The sequence below is a fragment of the Bifidobacterium xylocopae genome (assembly GCF_003315615.1).
GTDB classification, from domain to species: Bacteria; Actinomycetota; Actinomycetes; order Actinomycetales; family Bifidobacteriaceae; genus Bombiscardovia; species Bombiscardovia xylocopae.
In genome coordinates, this window is the sequence record NZ_PDCH01000012.1 from 19,921 (window position 1) to 41,324 (window position 21,404).

The window sequence follows — 21,404 nt, forward strand, 5'->3', positions numbered from 1 at the left end:
TCCGGGGCCTGGACGCGGTCGCGGGAAGTCCTCAGTTCCGATGTCATGCCGGCATTCGTCGCGCTGGTGGAGACCCGTGCGTGCCAGCCATTCCTCGAGGAACTGGCCCGCACGACGGCCGGCCCGCCATCGGCTGATGGTGGGCCAGTCTAGCTCCTGTAGAAGTCAGGCAGATGTCGCGTTCGGCAGGAAGGTGTGGGCGTCCGCCTGGTTTCGCGGCGGTTCAGCGGGTGTCGTCAGCGGCCGACACGTCGATGTCCTTGAGGGGGATGAGGTGGGTGTGGTGCTTGATCTTGTAGCCGAAGAAGAGGATCAGCACCAGAGGCACTGACATGTATGTCACGCCGATTTCCTGCCAATTCCACTGGATGAATGCCTCGATGTTCTGCCCGCCGATCACGACCAGGCATAGGATAAGCGCCAGGATGGGGCCCAGCGGGAAGAGCTTGGCATGGTATTTGAGTTCGCTGAGGTCATGCCCTTGCAGGACGAACGCCCGGCGGAAGCGGTAGTGGCTCAGGGCTATGCCGATCCAGGCGATGAAGCCGGTCAGGCCCGAGGCGGCCACCAGCCACATGTAGACCTGCTGTCCGAAAATCGAGGAGGCGAAGGTGGCCAGCGCCACGACCGTGGTGGCTATCAGGGAGGCCATCGGAATGCCATGCTTGGTGGTGCGTGCGAAAATCTGCGGGGCGTAGTGGTCCTTGGCCAGGGCGTAGAGCATGCGAGTGGAGGCATACGAGCCTGAATTCGCGGCTGAGAGCACGGAGGTCAACACAATCGCGTTCATCACTGATGCGGCGCTCGCCAGACCGGCCCTCTTGAAGACCAGGGTGAAGGGGGAGACTGCGATGTCGCCGTCCGCGGCGGACAGCAGGTTGGGAGAGGTGTAGGGAATCAGTGCGGCGATGACGAAAATGGACAGGATATAGAAGAGCAGGATCCGCCAGAACACCTCGTTGATGGCCTTGGGCACGGCCTTGGACGGGTTGTCGGACTCGCCGGCGGTAACGCCCACCAGCTCGGTGCCCTGGAAGGAGAACCCCGCAATCAGGAACACCGAGAGGATGGCCGGGAATCCGCCCACGAACGGGCCACCCTTGTAGGTGAAGTTCTTCAGACCCACTGCGGGCTGGAACATGATGCCGAAGATCATGGCGAAGCCGATCAGCAGGAATACGATGACCGTCAGGACCTTGATAAGGGAGAGCCAGAACTCTGTCTCGCCGAAGGTGGAGACGGTGAGGGCGTTGATCAGGAAGATCACGACCATGACTAACAGGCTCCAGACCCACCCGGGTGAATCAGGTAGCCAGTACTGGATGAGCAAGGCGGCGGTTGAGATGTCGACCGCCACGGTGATGGCCCAGTTGAACCAGTAATTCCAGCCCATGGCGAAGCCGAGCGCCGGATCCACATACTTGGCGTTGTAGGTGGCGAAAGAACCGGAGACCGGCATGTGGGTGGCCAGCTCGCCAAGGGAGGTCATCAGGAAGTAGACCATGATGCCCATGGCGGCGTAGGCTACAAGGCCACCACCCGGGCCCGCCTTGGAAATCGTCGACCCGGAGGTCATGAACAGGCCGGTGCCGATGCACCCGCCCAGGGCGATCATCGAGACGTGCCGTGCCTTGAGATTGCGCTGCACCCCTCCCGAATCGCCGCTGCCGCTGGTAGTTGCCGAACCCGTCTGGGTCATGGCCATCCTCCTTGCAATACGTAAGAAGGAGCGTAAAAACGACGGAAGCCGTTGGCCGCTTTGTCTGGAAGCCATGCAGCTCCGGGCATCGTCGACCGAGGCTAACGCTTGAATCGTCCATAGCGCTCCGCAGCGAACAACCGCTGCGACAGTCCTGGATTTGTTGAACCCAGTCCCAACCTCCAGGCCCGACGGTGCCTGAACGTTTCGGCTGACCACCCTTTCGCCGGACCTCCCAGGCGCCGTTGCGCCTCTGTCCGGTTACTGATGAGCTCAGCGACCTCTTCTGTGACTAATGTTGTGCCACACACTATAGCGCATGTTTGGCCTCCGGGTGTTTCCGTCCCACATCCTGGACCTCCCGATATACTGGGGCCGCGGGCGTTCGACGGCCGAGCGCCGGACAGTGAAGGGGTGGACGCCATGGCAGTGGACGACATCAAGCGTATCGGTAATCTCGGTGCAGGAACGATGGGGCATGCGACGGCTCTTCAGTTCGCGATGAAGGGCTATCCGGTGGTCCTGGTCGACAGCAGCCAGGAGGCCTTGGAGCGTGGACGGACCTTGATTGAAAACGATTTGAATACCTTCATCGAGTCCGGCTTGGTCCCGGCCGACGAGCGTCAGGACATCTTGGACCGGATCGATCCGACCAGCGACTACCAGGCCCTGGCGGATGTGGACTTCATCATCGAATCGGTCCTGGAGAACCTGGACGTCAAGCATTCGGTCTGGTCGCAGGTGGAGGCCATCGTCTCCGAGAGCACTATCCTGGCCACGAACACCTCGGGCCTGAGCCCCAGCGAGATCGCCTCGGTCCTGTCCCATCCCGAGCGTTTCGTCGTGGCCCATTTCTGGAACCCGGCCCAGCTCATGCCCCTGGTCGAGGTGGTTCCGGGCAAGGAGACCAGCCAGGAGACGGTCGAGGCGACCGTGGCCCTGATGAACCGGGTTGGCAAGCATGCGGTACCGCTCAAGACGGAGTCCCTGGGGTTCGTCGGCAACCGCATCCAGGCCGCGGTCATCCGCGAATGCCTGAACATCGTGCAGCGTGGCATCGCCTCGCCAGAGGCGGTGGATGACATCGTCAAGTATTCGCTCGGCCGCCGCTGGGCCATCCTGGGCCCGATCGCCAGCGCCGACCTGGGCGGTCTGGACATCTTCGACAACATTTCCAAGTACCTCTACGACGATCTGGCGGGTGAGGGTGGCGAGGATCAGGTGCTCAAGGCCAAGGTCGCGGCCGGAGAGCTTGGCGCCAAGACCGGTCGCGGCTTCTACCCCTGGCAGGGCACCCAGGCCCGTCGTCGGATCGCCTACCGGGACCGCCGACTCCTGTCCGCCCTCCAGCGTGATGCCCGCGACCATGAGTAGTCTTCCGGGCATCGTCCCATAGGGGGGAATCCCCGACGTGGATTTTCACTCAAAAATGGCTAGCCTTTCCCGCGAGCGGTGAGCTGATAGGCGAGTAGCAGGAGGGCCAGCCAGATGGGACCTATGATGACGGCGACCCGGTAGGAGGGGGAGAGGCACATCAGGATTACCACCAGGGCCATGAAAGCCAGCAGGACCCATGGGGTGACGCGCGCGAAGGGGAGCTTGAAGGCGATGGCGTCCAAGGCCGCGCCCCCGCTCTTGCGAGCCAGGGCATTGGGTCCGTGCCCGGCGGCGACCGTCCGGCGGAACCTCATCTCGGTGACCATGATGATGGCCCAGTTGATCAGGGCCGCGACCGTCGCCACGCTCATGAGGTAGTTGAAGGCAAACTGCGGCCACAGGAAGACCACCACCACGGCGATGACGGTGATGCCGGCCGAGGTGAGCACACCCGCGTAGGGCACGCCACCGCGCGAAACCCGGCCCAGGTAGGCGGGCGCGTTGCCCTGCTTCGCCAGCGAGTAAAGCATGCGCGAGTTGGAGTAGAGGGCCGAGTTGTAGACGCTCATGACGGCGGTCAGGCAGACGAAGTTGAGGATGCCGGCGGCCGCGTGCACGCCCACCGAGTCGAAGATCTGCACGAAGGGGCTGGACACGTTGCCATTGGTGTCCGGCCGCCCGATCGAGCGCCAGGGCACCACGGCCATGATGATGCCCAGGGCGGCGATGTAGAAGACCAGGATCCGCCAGATGATGTCGTTGGTGGCGCGCGGTATGGTCTTGCGTGGCTCGGCCGTCTCACCGGCTGTGATGCCGATCAGCTCAGTGCCGCCGAAGGAGAACATCACCACGGTCAGTGCCATCAGCAGGCCGGTCCAGTGTCCGTCCGGGCACCGCCGGATTAGCCCGGTGGGAAGGAACCCGCCGTCATTGAACCAGTTGGCGAACGACGCGCGCATCCCAGCGGCGGACGGCAGGGCCATGGCCACGACCGCCGCGCCACCAAGGATCATGGCGATGATGGCCACGATTTTGATTATCGCGAACCAGAATTCGAATTCGCCGAACCGCGACACCCCCATCAGGTTGGCGGCGGTGATCGCGACCAGGAACACGGCCGCCGAGACCCAGGCAGGGATGGCTGGGAACCAGTAATTAACGAACGACCCCACGACCGAAAGCTCCACCATGGAGACCAGAATGTAGTTGAACCAGTAGTTCCAGCCGGACACGAACCCGGCCCGCTTGGACCAGTAGCGAGTGGCATAGTAGGAGAAGGCGCCGGCCTGGGGGTCCTCCACGCTCATCTCACTGAGTGCGCGCACGATCAGGAAGATGGCAGTCCCGCCGATCAGATACGCGAGCAGGATCGCCGGGCCCGCCAGTGCAATCGACTCGCTGGATCCGTAGAAGAGTCCGGTTCCGATTGCGCCGCCCAGGGAGATCAGTTGAATATGCCGGTTCTTGAGTGTGCGCCGCAAACTGCCGGCCCCGCCTGGGTCTCCTCCCGACCGCTCCGCCGTTCGTTCGCTGTCCTGCAGGACATTCTGCCGACCCATGCTCAAGTGCTCCCTATCCCTATCCGCTCGCTGGTCCTGTCCCGGGGAGGCCGGGCCCTTGCCCGGTCGGTACCGGAGGCTCCAGTCCGCCGCGCCTTGTGGGCCTTGGCTTTTGAAAGTCCATGCACCAGTCTAGCCAGCAGGTCGTCCCCGGCGTCCAACCGTCTCGCTGTGTGGAAGCGCCCGGCTCGTCCCGGATGGGGAGTTACGATGGGTGCCCTATGCGACATTCAGATGAAGACAGCCAGCAGACGACCGCACCCGGATCAGCCCTGGGGAGGACTTCCAGCGGCGGGGACAGGGAGCGGGAAGGCTCATCCAACCGGATGGAACGCGGTCTGAGCAAGCGCCACGTACAATTCATCGCCATCGGCGGCACCATCGGCACTGGTCTCTTTCTTGGCTCGGGCAAGTCGATCGCACTGACCGGGCCGTCGATCGTGTTCGTCTATATCGCGGTCGGCGTCATCATGTTCCTGCTCATGCGCGCCATCGGTGAGCTCATGTACTCCGATCCCGACCAGCACACCTTCATCGCGTTCATCAGCCGCTACCTGGGCGCCGGCTGGGGTTCCTTCGCCGGTTGGTCATACTGGATCGTGCTGATTCTGATTGGCATGTCCGAGCTCACAGCCGTGGGCACCTACTTCGTCACCTTCTTCAACACCTTCGGGATCGACCTGTCCGCCTGGCGTTTTCCGATCGAGGTGGCTTTCCTCCTGGCCATGGTCTGCATCAACCTGATAGCGGTCAAGGTCTTCGGCGAGGCCGAATTCTGGTTCTCCATGATCAAGATCACGCTTATAGTGGCCATGATCGCCACTGCCGTGGTCATGGTGGCCATCGACTTCCACTACCCTGCAGTCCACATGTCCGGTTCGGAACCAGCCTCTCCGGCCGGTCACGCGGGCTTCGACAACATCCTCCAGGGCTTCTCCCTGGCGCCCAACGGCTGGATGGCTTTTTTCATGAGCTTCCAGATGGTCTTCTTCGCATATGAGATGATCGAGTTCGTGGGCGTTACGGTATCGGAGACCCAGGACCCCCGTCAGGTGCTGCCCAAGGCCATCAACGAGATCATAGCGCGTGTGCTTATCTTCTACGTCGGAGCCCTGCTGGCCATCATGCTGATCGTGCCTTGGCGCACCTTCCATCCCAAGGCGGACGGCAGTTTCGCCTCCCCGTTTGTGATGGTCTTCCGCTACGCAGGTCTGGACTGGGCCGCGGCCCTTGTGTTCTTCGTGGTGATCACGGCGGCCTCCTCAGCCCTGAACTCCCTGCTCTACTCGGCCGGCCGCAACCTCTTCCAGCTGGCTGGATCCGCCAAGTCCCCGGCCATGCGCTCGCTGGCGGCCATCTCCAACCGGGGCCATGTACCCGCCCGTGCCATCCTCGTGTCCGGTCTGTTGATCCTGCTCTCGCCGCTGCTGCGTTTCCTGCCGGGCTTCTCATCGGCTTTCGTTTTGTTCGCGTCGGCTTCCAGCGCTGTGATTATTTTCATATATGTGCTCCTGGTCCTGGCCCACCGCCGCTACCGTTCGTCGCAGGATTTCCTGCCCGACGGCTTCCTGATGCCCGCTTACCGGTGGACAGGTGGCTTAGCAATCGTGTTCTTCGTCTTCGTCTACGCATCGTTGTTCCTAGCCGAGGATACGCGCGCTTCCGCCATTTGTGGCCTGCTCTGGCTATTGGTCTTCGGCGGTGCCTGCCTCTGGCGGCACCGGCGTGATTCCCTGGGCTGAGGGTGTTTCCCCGTTCCCCGCGGATGCGCAGGTTTTCCCTCTATGGCCTGGGCCTGCGGCCATGAACGACAGCGATGTAGTTACAAACTCATTACGCGAGTAGGTCTGGCACAGTCCGTATATTTGCTCTTTCTCGCAGGCGGTGCGTATAATGACCTTCGTGCGGAGTCTGACTGACGCTGTCTGCGGTCTTACATCGCTGCGGTGAAAGATGGGGGATGAATCAGCCAAGGCCCGCGCTATAGATAAGGTAAGAGAAAAGGAGCGCATTCAATGCGTATTCATAACGAGAACGCCGAGGGGCGTAGTCTGTCGACCAGACTGCTTGGCCTCTCAGTGGCGGCGCTCACCACGGTGGCAGCCTTCCTGGTTGCCGCACCTGGTGCCCACGCTGCTCCCGACACTATTTCAGCCGACGATGAGTTTTCTACCGCCATTAACCCGGTTGCGAATCATAATAACAAGGTCACTTTAACCAAGTACCTGGCCAACGCTGCTGGCACTGCTGCTACCGGTTCTTCCTTGGATGCCAGGCCTGGCTCCACTCCGGGACAAGGTGTGGTCTTCAAGCTGCAGGAGATAACGCCAAGCGGGACACACACTCCTGGCGAGATGAGCGCTCATCCGCTAGGCACCAATTATGATGCAGTGTCTGGGAAGACTTGGTACGGTGTCACTGACGTCAACGGCCAGATCATCAACAGGAACAGTGACGGTGAAGCCGGTGCGCATCACGATATTGGCATCTGGATGAAGGAGCCAAGCGGTGGCACTTTGCCCGGTAATGCAGATGAGTGGGCGAAGTGGGCCAAGGGCACCAACCCTACTGGAGTTGGAGTTACCAACCCCATTGCGAACGCACAAGACTCCGACGTGGTTCCTCTTGAAAGCAACGGTATGCACTACTATGAGCTTTCTGAGGTTGCACATCCTGATAATCTGAGCCGTTACTCTGTTGCTGAAGCCACGATTTTCAGCCTTCCATATATGACCTCCGGTCTTATGACCGATGGTGGTGGGCAGCACAGAGTGACAGGATATATCCATCACCTGCATATCTTCCCCAAGAACGTCAGCAATCAGCAAATCTCCAAGACGATTTCAGAGTATGATGGACATTCCTATACCCCTGGTAATGACATTGCTCAGGTCGGTAAGGATGTCACCTGGAAGATTACGCAAAGCATCAATACTGGCACAGCGCAGCCTAACAACAACAATGTGTACTGGAGCCATGTGCATGATACAGCGGTCACTGGTGAGTATTTGAAAGTTGTTGATCGAGTCTCCAGCGCATTGGAAGTCGATCCCACGGTCAGTGGAAATGTGACCGTAGAATTCGTTTATACTGATGCTAGCAACAGTGAGCAAACTCATGCTCTCGGTCCTGACGATGTGAATGTGGACTCTTCTTACACCACCACCGCCCCGAAGTCTCTTGACAATTCGAGAAACATGTTTGCGAGTGACGGTCAATCCAAGTTCCTCATCGTGCACTTCAAGCATGCTAGCGCCTCATACCTCACTGGTCTGACTGGCACTGTCAACAATCCGCACTTCGTCATCACTGTTAAGTCCAAGATATCCGCGAATGGAGCTTCTGATGCTTCTCAGCCCGGGCGTCTGGCCAATTCTGTTGCAACAGATACTGACAATGATGATACGAGTGGCCAAAATGCAGGGCAGGCGGATGCTTCGATGCCTTCCGCTGGTTTCCAGTTTGCCAAGGTGGATACCCATGGTCACGGTCTTGCTGGTGCGGAGTTCGCACTCCAGAAGAACGATGGTTCCGGTGATTTCCTTCTTGCTGATGGTACCTTTGGTTCCGGCACAGCAGCAAACCCGAAGGTGACCGCCACTTCTAACGCACAGGGTGTCGTCACCTTCACCGGCATTGTCCTGCCGGTGGGCGTGAGCAGGAACCAGGGTGAGTTTAAGCTTATCGAGACCCAAGCGCCTCACAACTACCAGCAGGCCGCAAGTGCCTTCGATACTGTCGATTTCGGTAACATCGTGTCTCAACCAAGTGCTGCTGCAGCTATTCTCGCCAACCCTGCAGGATTGCGGGCGGACATTAATAGCCTGAACTTCGGTAGGTTTGAGGCGACAAACATCGATAGCAATATCAAAGATGCAGATAATAACCACATTACCAAGGGCATGATGAACTGGGCAGACGGTGAAGCTGGTGCGCCCATCAGCCTGCCTTTGACTGGTGGTAAGGGCATTGTCCTGCTGCTGGTTGTCGGCCTGGCCATCATGGGTGGCGTGCTGGTTGTTCGCAACCGGAAGTCTGCTTCCGTCGGTCGTCACATCTGATTGCTGAATCAGATCCGGTCACCGTCCACTAGCCAGCGGTGACCAGCGGTATCCATCCGTCCGCCTTTGGGCGGGCGGTGGATGTCCGCCCAGCAGTTTGGCTCAGCATGGACCTGTAAGGGTCCGTTTCCTAGGGTCTCCGCTATCTGCGGGGCCCCAGGAACCCACTGAAAGAGAGAGCAGTGGGGTGAATACGGTTCTCGGCATTGAGAAGAGCAGACACCCGAGTAAGAGTCCGGGGCCGAAAGTAGCTTTGATGGGGAGTTTCAAATGGGCCTGAAGAAGACGCTCAGAGCAGTGGGGGTCGGCATATTGGCCTGTACACTGCTGCTGGCCATGATAGTGGGCTTGCGCCCCGTGCGTGCCTGGGCCGGTAACGGCCAGCCTCAAGACGGTATTCTGACCGTGCAGGTTAAGCTTAACGGCGATGGCGAGAATATCATCCCCCAGACCCCGCAACCAGCGGGCAGCGGTTACATCTATTCCGCGACCAAACTGGATTACAACGCGATGCAGCGGATCATAAACGGTGTTTCCGGCAACGATGAACATGCTCGCACGAAAGCCATTACAGACCAGGTCATGGGGCAGATGTCCTCGACAATTGACCGGACCAATGGCAACACAACCATATACTTCGGTACAACGGATGGTGATGGGCAGATAACCGTCGGTAACGGCGTACGCGAGGGTGTCTGGCTGCAGGGAGCGAACTACGATCAGTCACAGAACAAGGTAACCGGCGGAACCCCGGCGACATTTCTTGTAAGCACCGGTACATATTGGGCCATACAGCTTGTTTCGGGCCCCACCGGGAAGATAGCGAGAGGCGATCCCATGGTTCTGCGAGTGCCTACGAAGGATAGTGACGGCACATTGCATTTCGATGTGAAGTATGAGCCCAAAATCACGGTAAAAGATGTGCCTGCAGAGCCGGCACCCGCGGAACCAGCTGAGCCTGCCGTCCCGGCTGGATGCCCTGAATGCATACCATCAGGCAATCTCGCCGCAACGGGTTCCTCAATCGTTTCCCCGCTTGTTGCGGTTACGCTGCTGCTTGCGGTCGCTATTCCGATGACGTACATGTCAAGGAACCGTCGCTGAAAACGTTTATCAACCTTTAGTAACAGCCCCTCCGCGGAGGGGCTGTTACTATACTCAAAGTAATTCCTGGAAGACGATACCAGGAATGCTGGGCGTATACGAAACCCCCACCGGTAGTCAGGTGGGGGTTTATATTCTTGTGACAGCGTGCAGGGTTCAGCGTTCCCACCAGGGGCGGAGGGGGTAGGTGCTGGTGCCCGTCGCAGGATCCGGTTTGACGCACTGGAACTGATGCACCTGAATGGTGTTGATTTCGAAGTTCAGGCGTGATCCGGCCATGTACAGACCCCACAGCCGTGCCTTCGGTTCACCGACCATGTCCTTAGCCTGTTCCCAGTTGGCCTGCAGATTCTCGGTCCAGTGCTTGAGCGTCAAGGCATAATGCTGGCGCAGGTTCTCCTGGGTCATAACCTCGAATCCGCTGTCCTGTATGGTCATCTCGATTTCGGCAGGGCTGGCGAGCTCACCATCAGGGAAGATGTAACGATCGATGAAGCCGCCGGCACGTTTGCCGTCATGCGAATTGGTCCGTGTGATCTGATGGTTCAGCAGGATGCCGCCAGGACGGAGCTTGTCCATCATCTCGCGGAAGTATGCCGGATACTGCTTGAAGCCCACATGCTCCATCATGCCGATGGAGCAGATGCCATCGAAACCGGACTCGGGCACGTCCCGGTAGTCCATCAGGCGAATCTCGGCCAGGTCCTCCAAGCCTTCGCGCCTGATCCAATCCTGGCCCCACTCAACCTGCTCATCCGCCAGGGTGACGCCGATGACGTGGATGCCGCGCTTGGCGGCCGCAATCTCCATGGAACCCCAGCCGCAGCCGATGTCCAGCAAGCGGTCGCCGGCCTTCAGGTTCATCTTATCCAGCACCATGTCGAGCTTGTGCCACTGTGCATCCTCCAGTGATGTGTCCGGTTTGTCGAACACGGCACAGGTGTAGGTCATTGAGGAGCCAAGGAACAGACGGTAGAAATCGTTGGACTGGTCGTAATGGTAACTGACCGTGGCTGCATCGCCCTTGCGGGTGTGGGGCCGGATGCCATCGCGCAGACGCATCAACAGCGATGGGCCTTCGATGGCCGGTGGGTCCGGCACGTGGACACCGTGGGAGAAGACACCGGCGGCGATGCGGGCCAGTTCCGGCTTGCTCGGCTTGCGCATGTACGCCTTCAGACCGGTCAGCTGCTTGAACACACCATAAGGGTTGCCGGGCAGCAGCTCAGGCGAGTCAAGATCTCCTTGGAGATAAGCGCGGGCCAGGCCCAGGTCGTTGGGATGCTCTGCAATATAATACACAGCGCGCGAGCTCTTGACCTCCAAGTGGAGGGGCGCATCGTCTGCGCCGAAGCGGGAGCCATCGAAGGCCCTCACCTGCACCGGGGCATCAGGCTCCAGGAAGGCCTCGACCATCTGCGCGACCGTCATATTTCGTGCGTTCATACAGCCTCTTTCTCCTGCGAACCCCGCACACCTCAGATGCGGTGAACGGGGCGTAATCACTGCTACTTCCTAATGACAACCCTACTCCCCGGGGGGGGCTCTTTCGTGGGGCAGGCGCGCATAGCGAAGTCCGTGCATATATTGGACATAGCAGCGAACGACGAAGGAAGGCACGAACGGATGGCGCAAGAGGGGCAGACGCAGGATCATGGCGATGCGAAGTCACGGGAATGGGTACGGGAAACGATGGATCGGCTTGGAACATCCAAGTTCCGTGCCTCATTCGCGCTAAGTCCCGGCGACCGCGCTTATGCCCGCGCCAAGGGTAAAGCGACAATCGACCGGCATGCACGTGACCTCCTGCGGCGTCGTGTGGGTGCCGCGTACCCGGCCAAGGACGGCAAGCAGACCCCCTACCGAGGGCATCCGGTCTTTACCGCCCAGCACGCCACAGCCACCTGCTGCAGGGGCTGCATCGAACGCTGGCACCACATTCCCAAGGGCCGCCCACTGACGGATGGGGAGGTCAATCACCTGTCCGCACTCGTCATGGCTTGGATTGAGCGGGACCTTGTCGCCCATCCGAATGTCTGATCCCCTGCTTTTTCCACGTTGGCGGAGTGCCCGATTCGGTGGTCATGTCGTTCGGTTAATTTTCCGAATGTCGGACTGCGACCCCACGAAGGTGGATGCCCGCGGAACGAGTGTGGGTTTGATGAGCACTGTGCCGTGAACGTGCCGGCGGTTGCCGATTTCGTCCAGAAGAAGGGCGGCCGCTTTGCGGCCCATGTCGATGCCGGGGGCCGCCACCGTTGACAAGGGCACGGGAGGGTAGGAATCCAAACGGACTCCTTCAGTGCCGATGACTTTGATGTCCTTGGGAACCCTGTAACGGCCGCCATCGCGCAAAGCCGTTATGATGCCGATGCCGAGGTTGTCGGTTCCGGCCACGATGCCGTCCGGGACCTCTTGGGGCCCTAGCTTGTTGATGGTCGCCCCCACGGCAGTTCCGTCCTCTTCCATAATGCCATGCGAGTCGATGACGGACAGGTTGATTCCGCTGCGTCCAAGGAGCGCGCGTTCGACCCCCCGGTAGCGGTCATAGATGCTCTGGTAATCGAATGAATGTGCCACGAACGCGATTCGTTTACAGCCAGCGGCGAGCAGGTGGTCGGCTGCCATGACGCCCACGGAATCGTTGTCCTCCAATACGCTGCAGGCCTGCGGCCCGCCGGACGGCGGGGCATGGTCGACTAGGACCACATTCAGTCCCACGGAGCGAGCCCATTCCATATCGGCTTCGCAATCCACGACGCTGCACAGGATGACGCCTTTGACACCTAATGAATAGAAGAGCTTGAGCAGGCTGGATTGGCGTCGCGAATCCGAGAATGCGTTGGCGCCTATCAGCTGCAGGTCATCGTCCTCGCAGACTTCTTGCGCGCCCTCGAAGACGGCCGTGAACAGTGAATGCTCGATGTCCGTCATGATGATGCCGATCGTCGATTGACCGGTCAGGGCAGCGGCGCCGCGGGCGGGACGGGGGACGTATCCCAGTTCGTCGATCGCCGCTTTGATGCGTTCCTTAAGGGTTTGCGAAACGCGGTTGGGATAGTTGAGGTAGTTGGAGACCGTGCCAAGGGACACACCGGCCTTCTGCGCGATGTCGGCGACTCCGACCTTGCCGCCCCCCTGAGTGGATGAGGAATCTCCTGCTGACGGCATTGCCTTCCTTCCCTGTGCGCACACAAGTGGCCCCCGCGACAGTGGAGCTGATAACAACAAGATTAGCCTAGAGCCACGTCGGCCGCGCGAGTCAGCATTTGAAACGGTTTGAAATTTTCAAAATGTGGGTTTATAGTTGGCGGTGACAACGTAGTCGTAAGGCTCGTTGAGCGGATGAAAAATCTAATTCATGACCGCATTTTGGTGTTTTCGCGTATGGGCGGATTTGTATTCGATGCGGTCTTTGCGACAAAGGAGAGCAACCCATGGGTACGGGGAATGCAGTGTCTGACAAAGGGCTGGGGGGTTATGGCTCCCTCGCTGTGGCAGCTGGCATCGGCTCCATGCTGGGATCCGGAATCATCGTCGGCTTATCCTCCACCATTACGGTCTGGCAGCAAGGTCTGGGGCTGAGCAATGGCCAGGTCGGTATACTCTCAGGCGCGCTCACCTTTGCAATCGCCTTCGGCTCCCTGGCCGGCGGCCGAATAGCCGATGCAGTGGGGCGGGTGCGCTTCTTCAACTGGATCAACCTGCTCTACGCGGTGGGTGCGGCCGTAGTGGTCTTCTCCGGTTCTTACACCATGCTCCTGGTCGGTGTCGTCATCGCCGGCGCGGCTTCCGGTGCGGATCTGCCGGTCTCGATGACCGTGGTCTCGCACGATGCCCCCAACGACGTTCTGGCGGCACGACTTGTTTCGACTACACAGGTCTACTGGCAGGTGGGCGTCTTCATCTCCTTCATCTGCGCTTTCCTGGTCTCCCGTATGCAGGGTGCGGCCGGTGGCCGTGTCGTCTTCGTGATTCTGACCGTCTTTGCGCTGATTGCCTGGCTGTGGCGTACGCTGTCTCCAACCTTCCGCGCCTTCCATGAGGCGGCGGACCAGCGTGACGCGGCCGAGCCCGGGGTCAACACGGGCGAGAAGGTCTCTGTCGTCAAAATCATGATGGGCGCCGACAAGAAAATGTACTTGGGTTTCTTTGCCTCCATCCTGATTTTCTATGTGGGTTGGAACCTGCTGGCCAATACCTGGGGTCAGTTCCAGACCTTTATGCTGGTTAACGCCCACGCTTCACAAACCCTGGCCACCGGTATGGGGATCATTCTCAACTTCGTGACCTTGGTTCTCAATATCCTCTTCGCTTCGATCGCAGGGGGTAAATATCGCAACAAGGCGTTTGTGGCGGGCATCATCATCACTTTCATAGCCATGGTCGCCCTATCCCTCGGCGGGACCAACCTGTGGGTCATCGTCGGAGCGACGGCTTTCATGAACCTGGGCAGTCCCCTGGCCGGTGAGGCGCTGTACAAGGTGTGGACGCAGGAATCCTTCCCCATTGAGATTCGGGCCTCGATACAAGGGTTCATCAATGGATTCTCCCGTCTGTGCTGCGGTCTGTTCGCTCTGGTCACGCCTGCCCTGGTCGTGCCATCGGCCATCCGTACCACAATGTGGGGGTTCGCCGTGGTTGTCGTCGTCGAAGCCGTAGCCGGTTCGATAATGATCAAGCTCCAGTCCCGGTATGGCACTGACGAGGATCGTCGCGAGCGGGTCCAGCGGGACCAAGTCGAAGGCTGATCCCCACCGGGGATAAGCGTCAGATATAACTGATAAGGCAAAGAGGTCGAGCGAGATGGACAGTGGGTACACGGCGGTAATCAGCGCACCTGAGGTGGAGCACTTTCACGGGGATGTATTGGGAATAGGTGATCATAGGCCCAGGCTCTCCTGGACCTATGCCAGCCAACCACCGGAGGGCGCGCGGGTGACGGTCTCTGTGACGAGGCGGATGCCAGGTGGGGATCCGGTGAGGCAGGAGGCTGAGGTCGATGCGGGTGATAACCTGCTTCTGGCCTGGCCTTTCGCCCCCCTGTCCTCACGGGAGGAAGCCGTCGTGACCTTGCTGTTGCAGGATTGCGATGGCAGGGATCTGGGGCGCTCGCTTGAGCGGCGTTTCGAGTCGGGGCTCGATGTGACCGATCGAATCGCCGACTTTGTGGGCCCATCCTGGTCTGAAGTCGAGACCGACCATCGCCATCTGCCTTTGGTGCGTACTGAGTTCGGCCTGCCGTCCCGGCCCAAAGCCGCAAGACTCTATCTATCCGCTCTGGGTGTAGTGCAGGCGGAGGTGAATGGCGGCCGCGTGGGATCGGATGAGCTTACGCCCGGCTGGACCGTATATCGCGACCGGTTGGAGTGCTGGGCCTACGATGTCACTGATCAGCTCAACAAGGGCGCAAACGCCTTGGGCTTCTGGCTGGGTGACGGCTGGTACCGGGGGCGGCTCGGGTTCGATGGCGGCATGGCAAACTTCTATGGAGACCGGATTGGGGTGTTCGCCCAACTCGAGGTGGAAGGCGAGGACGGTTCAATCACCCATATCTATTCCAATTCCTGGGACCGCAGATGGAAAACCTCTATGGGGCCGATTGTGTGCTCGGACCTGTACGAGGGGGAGACATACGATGCCCGTCTGGAGGAACCGGGCTGGTCACGCCCCGGTTTCGACGATTCGGCCTGGGCGCCTGTGGCTGAGGTGCCTTACGATCCGTCCAAGATCGAGAATCCGAAGCTGCAGGCCGTCCGTGACCAGGGTAAGAGCGAACCGGTCTCCATCACCCGCATTGGTGGTGAGGGTGGTTGTGGTTCCTATTTGCTGGACTTCGGCCAGAATCGTACCCAGCGCATGCGACTGCACATGCATGGTCTGCGAAAGGGTGCCCAGGTTTCCATCCGCCATGCGGAGGTGCTGGAGCAGGACGGTACGCTGGCGACCCGCACCTTACGACGTGGGCAGGAGCATGACCTGTATACGTCGGACGGTTCTGATGCGTGGTGGGAGCCCCGTTTCACAATGCACGCCTTCCGCTATGCCAGCATCGAAGGATGGCCCGGCGAGCTGACCACCGACGACATCGACTGCCGGATTTACTATTCCGATATGGAGCGTACCGGATGGTTCTCGAGCTCGAACGAGATGTTGGACAAACTCCATCGTAACGTCCTATGGTCCATGCGTTCCAACTTCGTCTCCATACCAACCGACTGCCCCCAGCGTGACGAACGGATGGGCTGGACGGGGGACATCGACCTGTTCGCACCGACGGCCGCCTACCTGTACGACGTGCAGGGCTTCCTGTCCTCTTGGCTCAAGGATGTACGCATCGAACAGGAGAAATATGGCACAGTTCCGTTCTTTGCTCCCTTCGTGCCGCTCGGTGTGTGGGCAAAACCGTGCGCCATCGCCATCTGGGGCGATGCTGCTGTGGCGGTGCCTTGGACCTTGTATATGGCCGGAGGCGACGAACGGGTGCTGGCCGAGTCCTGGGATCTGGTCAGCGGCTGGGTCGAGGAGGTCCGTGGCTACTTGTCACCGGATGGCGTCTGGGACCGTCGGCCGGATTATCCATTGGGGCAACTGGGCGACTGGCTCGACCCGACCGCCCCGCCTGACGATCCCACCCAGGCGGTCACCCAAAAGGAGCTGGTGGCGAGCGCTTATTTTGCACGTTCCGTAGACTATGCCTCCCGTATGGCCCAGGTCCTGGGGATGGAAGACAAGTGCAGCGACTACAAAAAACTGTACGAGCGGATCGTCGCCGGATACCATGCCAGGTTCGTGGACGTTTCCGGCTCCGCTGTGCGCATGACCTCCGACACCCAGTGTGCGTATGCGATCTCGGTTGCTTTCGGCTTATTCGATGGAAATCCCCGACTCAAGCAGGGCGCGGGCGATCGACTGGCCGAACTGGTTCGCGAATCGGGAGGTAAGGTGGCTACCGGTTTCGCCGGCACACCGTTTGTGCTGCCCGCCTTGAGCGAGACGAGCCATGACAGTGAGGCGTACTCCCTTCTGTTGTCCACCGATTGCCCCTCCTGGCTTTACCAAGTTCGGATGGGTGCGACAACAACATGGGAGCGCTGGGATTCCATGCGCCCTGATGGGTCCATCAATCCTGGCGGCATGACCTCATTCAACCACTATGCCTTGGGTTCGGTGGCTCAGTGGATGCACGAGCGGATCGGGGGTCTTAAGGCTCTGGAACCGGGTTGGCGAACCTTCGAAGTGGACCCCCGGACTGGCGGTGGTCTGACCGAGGGCTCCACCAGTCATCTGACCCCACGGGGCTTGGCTGAGTCCTCATGGAAGCTTGTAGATGGCGAACTGCATCTCCATCTTGTGGTTCCCGCTGGTTCAACAGCCCGCGTGATGGTCGGGGCCGTGACCTCCGGTGTGGACCGGAAGGCTGAGGACTATGGACCCGGAACACATGACCTGCTGATTAAGCGGAGATGAGCGCCGTGCCGGTCTGTCCCCTCTCATGGGAGGCTTGCCGGTGTGACGCCCCTGGAGGCGACCGCGTCGTATCAGCGGACGGCCGCCTCAATATCGGTGAATGAGCAAAGCGGCTCAGGCGGGACATGGTTGCCCCGCTATACATGATTGGATGCGACTATGAGCACTGCAGTCGAACAAAAACCACCTGAGACACCACTTCCGGATACGATTGCACCTGACTCGGGCAGACCACTCACTGGAGTGGAGAAAGTCCGTTTCGGTCTCGGATTTGCTCTTTTTTCGATAATCTGGATGACTGCGGGCACTTCCGGCTCGCAGGTGCTCTTGCCCCAGCGTTTCACCGATCTGGGGGTCGGCGTGCCTGAAGCCATACTTGGCACGATGAACTCGGTCGGTTGCGTCTTCGCCTTGCTGTCCAACGTGATCTTCGGTGCTCTATCCGACATGTCGCGCTCGCGGTTGGGTAAGCGAACCCCTTGGATAGTGGCGGGAGGTGTCGTGACCGCAGCCGGTTACCTCTATACGGCGCATGCGATTACGATCGTGACCATCGTCATCGGTTGGTGCATGGTCCAGGTCGGCGTCAATATGATGATCGCGCCTGCGGTGGCCGTGTTGTCCGATCGTATCCCCGAAGCGACGCGTGGTACGTTTTCGGCTCTATACGGTGGTGGTAATATTGTGGGCCAGTCCTTGGGGACTTTGATTGGTGCCCAATTCATCCAGAGTATTCAGCCGGGTTTCATCGTAGGCGTATGCCTCTTTGCAGTAACCGGCATCGTTACGGTCATCATCTGGCCACGAGAGCGTTCAGCCTTCGACAATCCCGCTTCGATGGCGGCCCGCGCCGGCCAAGGTGCCCAAGCGCAGAGCGTATGGCATAGGCTGCGGGTGTCCTTCACGCCCCCCACCAGAGGCAGCCGGGACTTTTATCTGGCCTTGGGCGGCCGGCTGTTCATGATGGTGGGAACCTCCATGGTGGCCACCTACCAGCTCTACATCCTGCAGAAATACTGCGGGCTGTCCGTCAAAGCTTCGGCGGCTGCTATTTCGACCATGTCGGTCATCTCCATGATTGTGACCTTCTGCTCGTCAATCATCGCCGGGCCGATCTCCGATAAGCTTCGTCGGCGTAAGATCATCGTCGTCATCAGCTCCTGCATCCTGGCCTTGGGCATAGCAATTCCCTGGGTTCTACCCACTGCCCTGGGCATGATGCTGTACGCGGGGGTGGCCGGGGTCGGCAGTGGCATCTATACCTCGGTGGACCAGGCCCTGAACGTGGACGTGCTGCCCAGCAAAGAAGAGGCGGGCAAGGACCTGGGAATCCTGAATCTGGCGAATACCCTGGGCCAGGTCATTGCGCCGGTGCTGGTGTCTCTCATTGTGATCAGGTTAGGTTACTCGGTGATTTTTCCCGTCGCGATCGCGGCGGTCCTGCTCGGCGCAGCCATCATCATGCTTATCCGCTCTGTCAGATGAACACCATGCTTCAGGCCGCAACCTTTCTTGGGGCAGCATGAACGCACTGTAGTCCCCCCCCCCCCCGGGTTAGAAGCATCCCGTAGGGGGGGCAGCGATGGCCGGTTCACTCTGTGGGCAGGGAGCGCAGGGCTCTGATCGCCGTCAATGCCTGGTTTTCAGGTTCAGCAGGCGGCCGAGGATGGACTGCCGACGGCGGACGGCGGCGGGAAGGATGGGGCAGGAGGCGCAGACCAGGGAATCGGGATCGGGGTTGCAGCCGGGGCCCGAACCGCAGTTGCCTGTGGCCAGATCGTAGTAGTCCAACTTGCCGGAGCGCCGGGCCTGTTCGGTGACCAGGGAGACGAAGTCAAGAGGCACGCCGAGGCTGGCGGCCACACGTCGGGGCGGCCGACCGGCGGAGAGTGCCGCGAGGATGCGCTCGGAGATCGGGGCCTGCGCATCAGATGCCGTCGGGTCGGACCGGGGGGAGGCGGTCCGGCGGAAGCCTTCGTTGGCGGCACTCATAGGAGCCGTCCCACTTGGAAGACGATGACGGCCAGGATATAGGCGATGACCAGGCCCGCACCCACCGACCGGGCCGCGATCTTGCCCCCGTACTGCCGTCGCATCTCCGCGACCGTGGCCAGACAGGGGGTGTAGGCGAGCACGAAAATCATGAAAGCGGCAGCGGCCGCCGCCCCGTGGCCGTGGCTTGAGGCTATGAAGGATTTGCGGACCGCTTGCCCCAGTGTGCCCTGTCCCTGCTCCTGACCGGAAGCGTCGTCCGAGGTGTGGATCTGGTAGGACTGAGACATGGAGCCCACCACGACCTCCTTGGCCACGAAACCGGTGATCAGGGCCGCCGAGGCATGCCAGTCATTGAAGCCGGCGGGGGTGAAGATCGGAGCCACCGAGGTGGCGACGGCCCCATAGAGGGAATCATGGACGTCGTCCACATGGCCGAAGGAATTCGTTCCGGCAGCGCCCGCCGAGACGGGAATGGCCGAGAGGAACCACATGATGACAATCATGGTGATGATGATGGAGCTGGCACCGGTCAGGAAGGCCCACAGGCGCATGGCCACCGATTTGCCCAGCTGAAGGAGGCGGGGCATCTGATAGGGCGGCAGGCCGATCGCGAACGGTTGGGTCGTGAGGTCGCGGAAGCGGGTCCTGCGCAGCAGGAGTCCCACGCCCAGGATGATCAGGATGGACGCCACATACATCAGGAAAATAGCCAGGCCCGCGTAGTGCCCGAAGAAGGCGTAGGCCAGCACGATATACACACTCAGCCGTGCAGAGCAGGAAGTGAAGGGGATAAGCAGGCCGGTCATGAGCCTCTGTCGGGAATCGGGCAGCGTGCGCGTGGAGGCAAGGGCAGGCAGGTTGCAGCCGAAACCGACTACGAGCGGCAGGAAGGCCCGGCCGTCCAGGCCAATCACGCGCATGGCTTTGTCCATGACGAAGGCGGCGCGGGCCAGATACCCCGAATCCTCCAGCAGGGACAGAGTGATGAAGATGATGCCCATGGGGGCGATGAAGGTCAGAACCGTGATGCAACCGTCCAAGAGGCCGTTCACAAGGAGCGAGTGAGGCCATGTGGACAGGGAACCGGGTCCGGCCAAACCGGCGAAGATCCAGTCGATGGCTGTGGCGGCCCATCCGCGCACGGTGACATCGAACCAGTCGTTGATGGGGGCGGCAATGGCCGTTGTGGCCTCGAACACCAGGTACATGACGGCCAGAAAGATGGCGATGCCGGCCACCGGATGGAGCAGAACCCGGTCCAGGCGGTCGGAGAAGGTGGGTGCAGGATTCGCTGCGTCCGGGGTGCAAGGGTTCAGGTCCGCCACAATGCGTGCAGTCCATTCGAAGCGCTGGTCGGCGGTGGCGCGCACCCAGGACGAGACCTCCTCCTGGCTGGCGGCTCGTCCCGGTGCCGGCACGGCTGAGATGCGGGGCGGTTGCCGCAGGGCCGTGGCTGCGTCGGCCTGCTCCTTGGCGGCGAGCCGGGCGCCGATGGCCTCCAGCAGGTCGTCCGTACCCTTGCCGTCGCGCCCGTCCACAGCAACGAAATCAAGGCCCGGCACCAGGCGGCTCAGGGTTGCTACCGAGATGGGGGACCCCTGCCTGGAGGCCAGGTCGAGCATGGTTACGGCCGCCACGATGGGGCGTCCCAGGTCGATCAGCTGGCTCAGCAGATATAAGGATTTCGAGGGGGAAGTAGCGTCGAAGACCGCTACGATCACATCCGGCTGCGGGTTGCCTGCCCGACCCATGGCGGCCTCGGAGGCCACCCGCTCGTCCGGGCTCAGGGCATCCAGGGACGCGGTGCCTGGTGTGTCGACGAAGTCCCAGGTGGCGTTGACGCGCCTGAGCCGGCCGCGTTCCACCAGGACCGTAGTCCCAGGGGCGTTCATGACCGATGCGGAGGCGCCGAGGATGGCATTGAAAAGCGTGGATTTGCCGACGTTCGGGTTGCCCACGAAAGCGACAGTTGGAACCGCTTCCTCCTGATGATGCATGTGTTGGCGGGCAATGGGCAGGAGGACGGACAGACCCCTGCGGTGATGGTGGCCGTGATGGTTGCCCATATCGTGCTCCATGCCTGCGGTGCCGACGCCCATGGTCCCACCGCCGGCCAGATCGTCAGCCATGATGATCCTT

The 21,404-nt window shown here is 60.6% G+C and carries 14 protein-coding genes and 1 riboswitch; of the genes, 8 read left to right on the forward strand and 6 right to left on the reverse strand.

The window, feature by feature from the left end; translation table 11 throughout:
* Positions 1-223: 223 nt before the first annotated feature.
* The gene (locus tag CRD59_RS05975) at positions 224-1,705 is read right to left on the reverse strand and encodes an amino acid permease (RefSeq protein ID WP_113853776.1); all 1,482 of its coding nucleotides are present in this window, start codon (positions 1,703-1,705) and stop codon (positions 224-226) included.
* Positions 1,706-1,811: 106 nt separating this feature from the next.
* A riboswitch (Lysine riboswitch) is annotated at positions 1,812-1,993 on the reverse strand.
* A gap of 129 nt (positions 1,994-2,122) precedes the next feature.
* Between CRD59_RS05975 and CRD59_RS05980 the strand changes: the two genes are divergently transcribed.
* Positions 2,123-3,073 (forward strand): 3-hydroxyacyl-CoA dehydrogenase family protein, encoded by a 951-nt coding sequence (locus CRD59_RS05980; RefSeq protein ID WP_113853777.1) that lies wholly within the window; start codon positions 2,123-2,125, stop codon positions 3,071-3,073.
* A gap of 59 nt (positions 3,074-3,132) precedes the next feature.
* Here CRD59_RS05980 and CRD59_RS05985 read toward each other — a convergent pair whose 3' ends face one another.
* Positions 3,133-4,635, reverse strand: a complete 1,503-nt coding sequence (locus CRD59_RS05985) for an amino acid permease (protein WP_113853778.1) — start codon at positions 4,633-4,635, stop codon at positions 3,133-3,135.
* A 221-nt stretch (positions 4,636-4,856) separates the two neighbouring features.
* Between CRD59_RS05985 and CRD59_RS05990 the strand changes: the two genes are divergently transcribed.
* The 3 genes from CRD59_RS05990 (at position 4,857) to CRD59_RS06000 (ending at position 9,800) form a co-directional block, all read left to right on the forward strand.
* Positions 4,857-6,377, forward strand: coding sequence for an amino acid permease (locus CRD59_RS05990; RefSeq protein WP_113853779.1), 1,521 nt, complete (start codon positions 4,857-4,859; stop codon positions 6,375-6,377).
* Positions 6,378-6,650: 273 nt separating this feature from the next.
* Entirely contained in the window at positions 6,651-8,696 is a 2,046-nt protein-coding gene (locus CRD59_RS05995) for a SpaA isopeptide-forming pilin-related protein (RefSeq protein ID WP_113853780.1), read from the forward strand.
* Positions 8,697-8,966: 270 nt separating this feature from the next.
* Positions 8,967-9,800 carry a hypothetical protein gene (locus CRD59_RS06000; RefSeq protein WP_113853781.1) on the forward strand — a complete coding sequence of 278 codons (834 nt, stop codon included), beginning with the start codon at positions 8,967-8,969 and terminating at the stop codon, positions 9,798-9,800.
* Positions 9,801-9,956: 156 nt separating this feature from the next.
* On the opposite strand, the gene CRD59_RS06005 is transcribed toward CRD59_RS06000, so the two are convergent.
* Complete coding sequence (locus CRD59_RS06005) at positions 9,957-11,246, reverse strand: class I SAM-dependent methyltransferase (RefSeq protein ID WP_113853782.1); 1,290 nt, start codon at positions 11,244-11,246, stop codon at positions 9,957-9,959.
* A 246-nt stretch (positions 11,247-11,492) separates the two neighbouring features.
* Here CRD59_RS06005 and CRD59_RS06010 point away from each other — a divergent pair, with 246 nt between their 5' ends.
* A complete protein-coding gene (locus CRD59_RS06010) occupies positions 11,493-11,840 on the forward strand; it encodes a DUF4186 domain-containing protein (protein WP_407923123.1) in 348 nt (115 codons plus the stop codon).
* A 42-nt stretch (positions 11,841-11,882) separates the two neighbouring features.
* Here CRD59_RS06010 and CRD59_RS06015 read toward each other — a convergent pair whose 3' ends face one another.
* Positions 11,883-12,971: a LacI family DNA-binding transcriptional regulator gene (locus CRD59_RS06015; RefSeq protein ID WP_113853784.1), complete on the reverse strand. Its 1,089-nt coding sequence runs from the start codon at positions 12,969-12,971 to the stop codon at positions 11,883-11,885.
* Between the two features lie 266 nt (positions 12,972-13,237).
* Here CRD59_RS06015 and CRD59_RS06020 point away from each other — a divergent pair, with 266 nt between their 5' ends.
* The 3 genes from CRD59_RS06020 (at position 13,238) to CRD59_RS06030 (ending at position 18,755) form a co-directional block, all read left to right on the forward strand.
* The gene (locus CRD59_RS06020; RefSeq protein ID WP_113853785.1) at positions 13,238-14,551 is read left to right on the forward strand and encodes an MFS transporter; all 1,314 of its coding nucleotides are present in this window, start codon (positions 13,238-13,240) and stop codon (positions 14,549-14,551) included.
* Positions 14,552-14,606: 55 nt separating this feature from the next.
* Entirely contained in the window at positions 14,607-17,270 is a 2,664-nt protein-coding gene (locus tag CRD59_RS06025) for an alpha-L-rhamnosidase (protein WP_113853786.1), read from the forward strand.
* Positions 17,271-17,429: 159 nt separating this feature from the next.
* Entirely contained in the window at positions 17,430-18,755 is a 1,326-nt protein-coding gene (locus CRD59_RS06030) for an MFS transporter (RefSeq protein WP_113853787.1), read from the forward strand.
* Positions 18,756-18,899: 144 nt separating this feature from the next.
* Here the strand turns inward: CRD59_RS06030 and CRD59_RS06035 are convergent, their stop codons facing one another.
* Together CRD59_RS06035 and feoB are read right to left on the reverse strand one after the other, a co-directional pair.
* On the reverse strand, positions 18,900-19,262 hold the full coding sequence (locus CRD59_RS06035; protein ID WP_113853788.1) for a peptidase: 363 nt from the start codon (positions 19,260-19,262) through the stop codon (positions 18,900-18,902).
* Positions 19,259-21,331 carry a ferrous iron transport protein B gene (feoB, locus tag CRD59_RS06040; RefSeq protein ID WP_113853803.1) on the reverse strand — a complete coding sequence of 691 codons (2,073 nt, stop codon included), beginning with the start codon at positions 21,329-21,331 and terminating at the stop codon, positions 19,259-19,261. The genes CRD59_RS06035 and feoB overlap by 4 nt, the downstream gene beginning before the upstream one ends.
* Positions 21,332-21,404 lie beyond the last annotated feature (73 nt).